This window comes from Yoonia sp. R2-816 (assembly GCF_046762905.1).
Classification (GTDB): Bacteria; Pseudomonadota; Alphaproteobacteria; order Rhodobacterales; family Rhodobacteraceae; genus Yoonia.
The window spans coordinates 1-5,803 of the sequence record NZ_JBKQXN010000170.1 but is presented as its reverse complement, the minus strand read 5'-3'; the positions used below and the strand labels follow the sequence as shown (position 1 = coordinate 5,803).

Here is a 5,803-nt window from a genome sequence, read left to right as displayed (position 1 = left end):
ATGTGTTGCGGCAGAACACCCATCGAAACTATGATCGACGGGAAAGAAATCTGGCGGGAAAAGTTCGTGAACTGAACTTCACCTGACAGACGCCGCCTGAAAAACGGCCAACTGTCAGATCACATCTGAACCACTACACCTAATGCGTCGAAAGGGCCGTCGACGTGCGGTCGTCGCTGTCGCTAGAAAACTTGCCGTCATCATGCATCGCATGTGGGCAGACGGCACCGAGTTCCGTCATGAACCATTGAAGGGGGCCATATGACCTGATCAACATCCTCCAATACCATTGACGGGATCGTCCCTCACCGGAGAGCTATGCCCGAAAGTTGGTGACGGCGTGATTAACGCGCTCGGCCCCATAATGAATGCCACGCCTGCAATACCTAGAGCGGCACCTGTCAGTTTCTTTGCTGTCAAAGGCTCATCTGGCAGCAACAAACCTGCAACAACAGCCGCGAACATAGCGGTTGTTCCGTTCAGAATGGATGCCAGCCCACTGTCAATCTGCGTCTGCCCCCAGAAAATCAACGAAAAGGGAATGGCGTTGTTGAGCGCACCCATCACCAAGTAAGCTCCCCAAACCCGAAGGGAGCGAGGAGCCGCAATGCCTTTAGACAGGACGAGCAAAGCCAAAAAGGGCACAGCCCAGATTACCCGATGAAGGGTAATAGTGAGTGGCGGAACTTCACGCAGAGCAATCTCACCGAAGAAAAACGAACCACCCCAAACCGCTGCAAGCAGCAACAGCATGATGGTGGATTTCGTATCCAAGGTCAGCGTGGAGGCTTTGCTCATGTTTGGTGGGCCCAGATAACTTGTTTGCCTTAGTTGCCTCGCTTAGGCGCAAGGAAGCGACCGATTCATGCGGGTTAGAACTGAAATACCCGGTAAAACTTAAGCAGTGGCCTACATAGCAAACCTTGGCGCAACCACGCCGGAGGGCCATTTGGCTTCGCGAACAGCTTATCGCCGATGTAATCTTCGCGCATCCTGAACAAATGGCTGCTTCTCGCGCGGCGCAGCGGCACTCAGAATGATGCAGTCGCGGCGATTTTCCTGCTGCGTGCGCGCGCAGCGAGAAATGGCAATGGCCGAGTCGGACACACTTTCCCGACATTCGCCGCGTGAAGCTTGAAGGTCCGCTTCGGCCATCAATAAAGTAGTGATACTTCTCGGTTATCATTACTCTCCACTTGATCGTCGCCACCTGTTCTGAGCTAGTGACACCTGACAGTTGCATCCGATCAGTAATTTCATAAGTTAGAGCGCGAATGGATTTGCGGAGTTTTACGCCATGGCTGATGTTGCTGAAAAAGAGACCTTTTCCTTCCAGACCGAGGTCGGACAGCTCCTGGAGATCGTTGCAGGCTCTCTTTATTCCAATCGTGAGGTCTTCCTGCGGGAGTTGGTCTCGAACGCTTCTGATGCTTGTGACAAATTGCGCTATGCCGCCTTGACCGATGCAAGCCTGTCGCCTTCAGACGACTTGGTGATAACTCTAGAACTTGACGCTAAATCAAAGACGCTAAGCATCTCTGATAATGGCATAGGTATGAACCATGCTGATTTGTTGGAAACGTTGGGTACCATCGCGAAATCCGGTACCGGTGCATTTATTGAGGCGCTCAAGGCAGAAGAAAAAGATCATGTTGGACTGATCGGCCAGTTTGGTGTCGGGTTCTATTCAGCATTCATGGTAGCCTCGAAGGTCGACGTAGTGACGCGCAAAGCGGGAGAGGTGGAGGCCTGGCTTTGGTCGTCGGACGGTAAAGGCGCCTTTTCGATCGAACCGGCTGACCGTGCGTCATGCGGTACGACGATCACGTTGCATCTGAAGAAAGATGCCGAAGAGTTCGCTGATGAGGTGCGCGTGCGCCATATCATCAAGACCTATTCCGAGCATATCAGCTTCCCTGTTAAGCTGAGTGGAGAAACCCTGAATGCTGCCGAGGCGCTTTGGCTCCGACCGTCAAAGGAAATCACAGAGGAGCAGTACACCGCGTTCTACCGCGACAGTTCGCACGCGTTTGATGCGCCATGGCATGTGATGCACAATCGTGTTGAAGGCACGCTAAACCATACCAGTCTATTGTTCGTGCCGTCACAGCGGCCCTTTGATTTATTTGAGCCTGAACGCAGAATCCATGTGAAGCTTTACGTAAACCGCGTTTTCATCTCCGACACGACCAAAGATCTGATACCAGCCTATCTGCGTTTTCTGCGCGGTGTAGTCGACAGCCAGGACCTGTCGCTGAATGTATCTCGTGAGATGCTTCAGTCTGACCCTCAACTTACAAAGATCAAGACCTCAATCACGAAGAAGGTGCTGAGCGAACTCGAGAAAAAGGCCAATAAAGCGCCAGACGAGTACAGCGCGTTCTGGGGCAATTTCGGTGCCGTGCTCAAAGAGGGGCTGGTTGAGGATGTGGCGTTGCGTGATCGTATTCTGGAAATTTGCCGTTTTGCGACGACGGATGCCGCCGATCTCAGCAGCCTTTCTGACTATGTCGAACGCATGAAAGAAGGCCAAGATGCCATATTCTACATTGCGGGTGACGACGCGGCAAAGCTTGCCCAATCGCCTCACCTCGAGGGTTTCAAGGCGAAAGGTGTCGAAGTTCTGTTGCTCGCAGATCATGTCGATGAGTTTTGGCTACAGCACATAACAGAATTCGATGGCAAACCGTTCAAATCCATCACACGTGGCGCTGCCGATCTTGATGAGATCAAAACCGAAGATAAACCTGAGGAAAATAAGACAGACGAAGCCGATCTGTCTGAGTTGATTGCTGCAATCAAGTTGGAATTGGGCGAGGCTGTCAAAGATGTTCGCCCGTCGAAACGACTGACCGACAGCCCGGTTTGTCTGATCGCCGATGATGGAGACATGGACGTGAATCTTGAGCGTTTGCTCAAACGACACGGCCAGCTAGAACACGGTGCACTGCGTGTGCTTGAACTGAACCCAAGCCATGCCATCATCAGCAACCTAGCGGAACGAGCACGTTCCAAGGACGCGAACGCAGACACGCTTTTGCAAGATGCGGCGCATCTTTTGCTGGACCAAGCGTGCATTGTCGAAGGTGAAGCGCCTGTGGATGCGGCAGCCTTTGCTCGCCGTCTTGGCAGTGTGATGTCCCGCGCCTTCACGAGTTAGCAGAGGGATATCGTCTTATGCGTAATCACCTGACGGCTGTGATGTCGGGTGACTAAATTACCAGATCGTCTGGTGTTTTGCCCGCTTCTATTGCGGCAACGAACCAGTCAGGCCTGCGACCTTTGCCTGTCCATGTTTGCGTTGCATCGCTAGGATTTGCGAACTTTGGTTTGCTAGGGGCCTTCGCCTTCCGGGTCGTTTTGCGTTTCCCTTTTGTCGAAATGGTGTCAGGGGCGGTAATATCGGCGAGCATGAAACCATGTGCTTTGACGGCTTTCTCGGCGGCCGCCAAAGCAGCTTTCTTCTCTTTGGCAACGATCTGTGTGAGCGCTTTATCGATACTGTTAGAAAGCTTCTCGAGCTCTTTGCGCGTCATGGATTTCAAGTCGTACTTCATGGATTTTCTCCTTGTTCCACTCTATTTATGCGCCAGATTAGTTGATTGAGTGAAGGGTTTGATAGCACACGCATAAGCTGGGGTAACCATTATACCTCGACCGCTCTAGAGATGTTGAAGAAATCCGGTAACTTGGCAGCATGTCAAAGAAAACTCTGAACAAAGCGAACCTTGCTGACCTTGGCGCCGACCGGCTCGCGGACCTTCTGATTGAAGTCAGTCAAGGGAGTGCAGACATCAAACGTCGTCTGCGCTTAGAACTGAGCCATATATGTTGGTTTTTCTGACAGCTCAAATCTGACTGCTCCGCAGCAGCAGCTACCAGGGGTATTCATGGTATTCTCCAATCTTCCGGCGTTCGTCGATGTGGAAACATATCATGAACAAAAGCTACTCTGCAATGCAGATATGGACTCGCTGCCGACATTTGACGGTTTTGGTCGGATACCGGTTGATCACCGGTCTTTGGTTGATGGTCTTGAGTGTTGTATGGGCATTCGTGAGCGATGCAATCAGCGCTGATAACGAAGGGCAGCAAAGCGGCCGCCACACGACAATTTGATGAACCCCTGATGGTTCTGCCAATGTCTCACTCAGGTGAATGTCCGCGAAGATCTCGATGATGTTGTTTTCGGGGTCCCTGAAGAACAATGTCCGGTGGGTCCAGTCCTGGTTCGTAGGTGGTTCGATGACGTCCAAGCCACATGCGACAAGCTTGTCATAGGCGAGATCGACATCAGCGGGAGGCACACGAAAGCTGATCTGGATGGAAGCGGATGATGACGGCACGCTCGGTCCATCATAGGTACGCCCACGCTTTCGTAGGCCGAGAAACAAGGTTCCAACCCTAAAGAACATCATTCGCTCGGGGAAATCCTCTTCTATATGGAACTCAAATAGCTGCTCATAGAAAGTTTTCATCTTTGCAAGGTCATGGCAAAGGATGATCACGTAGTCCAAGCTGCGAATGGCTTTGAAGCCGCTGTATTTGTTCATGTCCGTTCAACCTCAATATTTTGGTTCGTGAAAGCGATCGTCGGAGATCACGGCAATGGGCGCGACTTCCACCAGTAGGTCTTGTGTGATCAGCCCCGCTGCCTGGATTAGAATGCTGACCGGGCCATGCTCCAGTTGGAGGCGTTCTGCCCTGACTTTCTGTATCGCTGGCATGTCCGTTGGGTCGAGATAGAAGACGGTCAAGGAGACGATATCTTCCAATCGCCCTCCGACGACTTTCAGATTGTTCTCGACATTGTCGAAGCATTGCCGTGCTTGCGCTTCGCAATCGCCCTTGCCAATCAAGTTGGCATCTTTGTCCCAAGCCACTTGTCCGGTCATGTGGAGCGCGTGGCCCTTCGGCGCGATCACACCGTGATGGAAAGGGCGGCCAATTTGTGGCCATCCAGTCGGAGGGTTATATCTGATCATCGTGGAGGTCCTCATCCTGACTTTTGGCAAGACTTGACCGGATTGCCTCCTTTTACTCAAACGACAAAATTTGAGTGCAAGACTTAGAAAATCTCGGTCTCGTTCGGAGGTCGTCCATGCTAAGACGCCGCCAAGGAGGTACCATGACCTATCGATTTCCATCCTTGAACGGGCTCAAAGCATTTGAGGCAGCGGCGCGGCATTTGAGCTTCAAGGCTGCCGCAACTGAGCTTGGCGTCACGGCCGGTGCCGTCAGCCAGCAGGTCAAGCGATTGGAAATGTCTCTCGGTATCTCTCTCTTCCGGCGCCTGCCTCGAGGGTTGTTGTTGACACAGGAAGGCGCTGCTTATCTCCCGGACATCTCGCGCGCTTTCGGCGTCCTCACAGACGCCACGGAAGCAGTTGCTCCAATCCTCAATGGCCGCAAGCTGAGCATCGGTCTCGACCCACTCGTTGTTGGGCAGCTTCCAAATGGGTGGCCACGGCATTCGATCGGGTTAGAACCTTATGTCCGAGAAACTATCACGCTGTCAACGGAGATCCCTTAGCAAAGCAAAAAATCGAAGCCGAAGCCGCGGTGCAAAGGCAAGCCGAACGCGATGCACGGCAAAATGCAGAACGCGCCGAGAGGTTCAAACACCTCGGGACCAACGCTCAATCCCGTCCACCGGAGCAGCTTGGGCTTCTGTGGTTGCCGCCCTGGATGCAAGAAGTTTTTGACTGATTGGAGGAGTGATCGCGTGCGGTCTTCTGTCAGGCCTCAGTTTGCGGCATTTTCAGAAGCCGCGGGCCGGTATGGTGATCAGCGGATTGGGTCC

The 5,803-nt window shown here is 52.7% G+C and carries 6 protein-coding genes and 2 pseudogenes; 4 read left to right on the top strand and 4 right to left on the bottom strand.

All coding sequences use genetic code 11. The annotated features are described in order from the left end of the window. Positions 1 to 145 precede the first annotated feature (145 nt). A pseudogene (locus tag ACFWW2_RS06735) lies at positions 146 to 265 on the top strand (IS110 family transposase); the annotation flags it as partial. A gap of 5 nt (positions 266 to 270) precedes the next feature. Here ACFWW2_RS06735 and ACFWW2_RS06730 read toward each other — a convergent pair. After that, positions 271 to 798 carry a DMT family transporter gene (locus ACFWW2_RS06730; RefSeq protein WP_393927083.1) on the bottom strand — a complete coding sequence of 176 codons (528 nt, stop codon included), beginning with the start codon at positions 796 to 798 and terminating at the stop codon, positions 271 to 273. Positions 799 to 1,297: 499 nt separating this feature from the next. Here ACFWW2_RS06730 and htpG point away from each other — a divergent pair, with 499 nt between their 5' ends. Continuing rightward, positions 1,298 to 3,160, top strand: coding sequence for a molecular chaperone HtpG (htpG, locus tag ACFWW2_RS06725; protein ID WP_393927082.1), 1,863 nt, complete (start codon positions 1,298 to 1,300; stop codon positions 3,158 to 3,160). Between the two features lie 52 nt (positions 3,161 to 3,212). Here htpG and ACFWW2_RS06720 read toward each other — a convergent pair whose 3' ends face one another. Beyond that, the gene (locus ACFWW2_RS06720) at positions 3,213 to 3,557 is read right to left on the bottom strand and encodes an H-NS family nucleoid-associated regulatory protein (protein ID WP_393927081.1); all 345 of its coding nucleotides are present in this window, start codon (positions 3,555 to 3,557) and stop codon (positions 3,213 to 3,215) included. 140 nt (positions 3,558 to 3,697) lie between these two features. On the opposite strand from ACFWW2_RS06720, the pseudogene ACFWW2_RS06715 reads away from it, so the two are divergent. Continuing rightward, a pseudogene (locus ACFWW2_RS06715) lies at positions 3,698 to 3,826 on the top strand (DUF6880 family protein); the annotation flags it as partial. 121 nt (positions 3,827 to 3,947) lie between these two features. Here the strand turns inward: ACFWW2_RS06715 and ACFWW2_RS06710 are convergent. Together ACFWW2_RS06710 and ACFWW2_RS06705 are read right to left on the bottom strand one after the other, a co-directional pair. Beyond that, positions 3,948 to 4,553, bottom strand: a complete 606-nt coding sequence (locus ACFWW2_RS06710) for a VOC family protein (RefSeq protein WP_393927080.1) — start codon at positions 4,551 to 4,553, stop codon at positions 3,948 to 3,950. A gap of 12 nt (positions 4,554 to 4,565) precedes the next feature. Then, positions 4,566 to 4,985 carry a RidA family protein gene (locus ACFWW2_RS06705; RefSeq protein WP_393927079.1) on the bottom strand — a complete coding sequence of 140 codons (420 nt, stop codon included), beginning with the start codon at positions 4,983 to 4,985 and terminating at the stop codon, positions 4,566 to 4,568. A 143-nt stretch (positions 4,986 to 5,128) separates the two neighbouring features. On the opposite strand from ACFWW2_RS06705, the gene ACFWW2_RS06700 reads away from it, so the two are divergent. After that, positions 5,129 to 5,533, top strand: coding sequence for a LysR family transcriptional regulator (locus tag ACFWW2_RS06700; protein WP_393927078.1), 405 nt, complete (start codon positions 5,129 to 5,131; stop codon positions 5,531 to 5,533). Positions 5,534 to 5,803 lie beyond the last annotated feature (270 nt).

What these genes read in the sequence shown, in the direction of transcription:
- ACFWW2_RS06730 (WP_393927083.1), bottom strand. Translation starts at nt 798, where the DNA reads ATGAGCAAAGCCTCCACGCTGACCTTGGATACGAAATCCACCATCATG.
- htpG (WP_393927082.1), top strand. Translation starts at nt 1,298, where the DNA reads ATGGCTGATGTTGCTGAAAAAGAGACCTTTTCCTTCCAGACCGAGGTC.
- ACFWW2_RS06720 (WP_393927081.1), bottom strand. Translation starts at nt 3,557, where the DNA reads ATGAAGTACGACTTGAAATCCATGACGCGCAAAGAGCTCGAGAAGCTT.
- ACFWW2_RS06710 (WP_393927080.1), bottom strand. Translation starts at nt 4,553, where the DNA reads ATGAACAAATACAGCGGCTTCAAAGCCATTCGCAGCTTGGACTACGTG.
- ACFWW2_RS06705 (WP_393927079.1), bottom strand. Translation starts at nt 4,985, where the DNA reads ATGATCAGATATAACCCTCCGACTGGATGGCCACAAATTGGCCGCCCT.
- ACFWW2_RS06700 (WP_393927078.1), top strand. Translation starts at nt 5,129, where the DNA reads ATGACCTATCGATTTCCATCCTTGAACGGGCTCAAAGCATTTGAGGCA.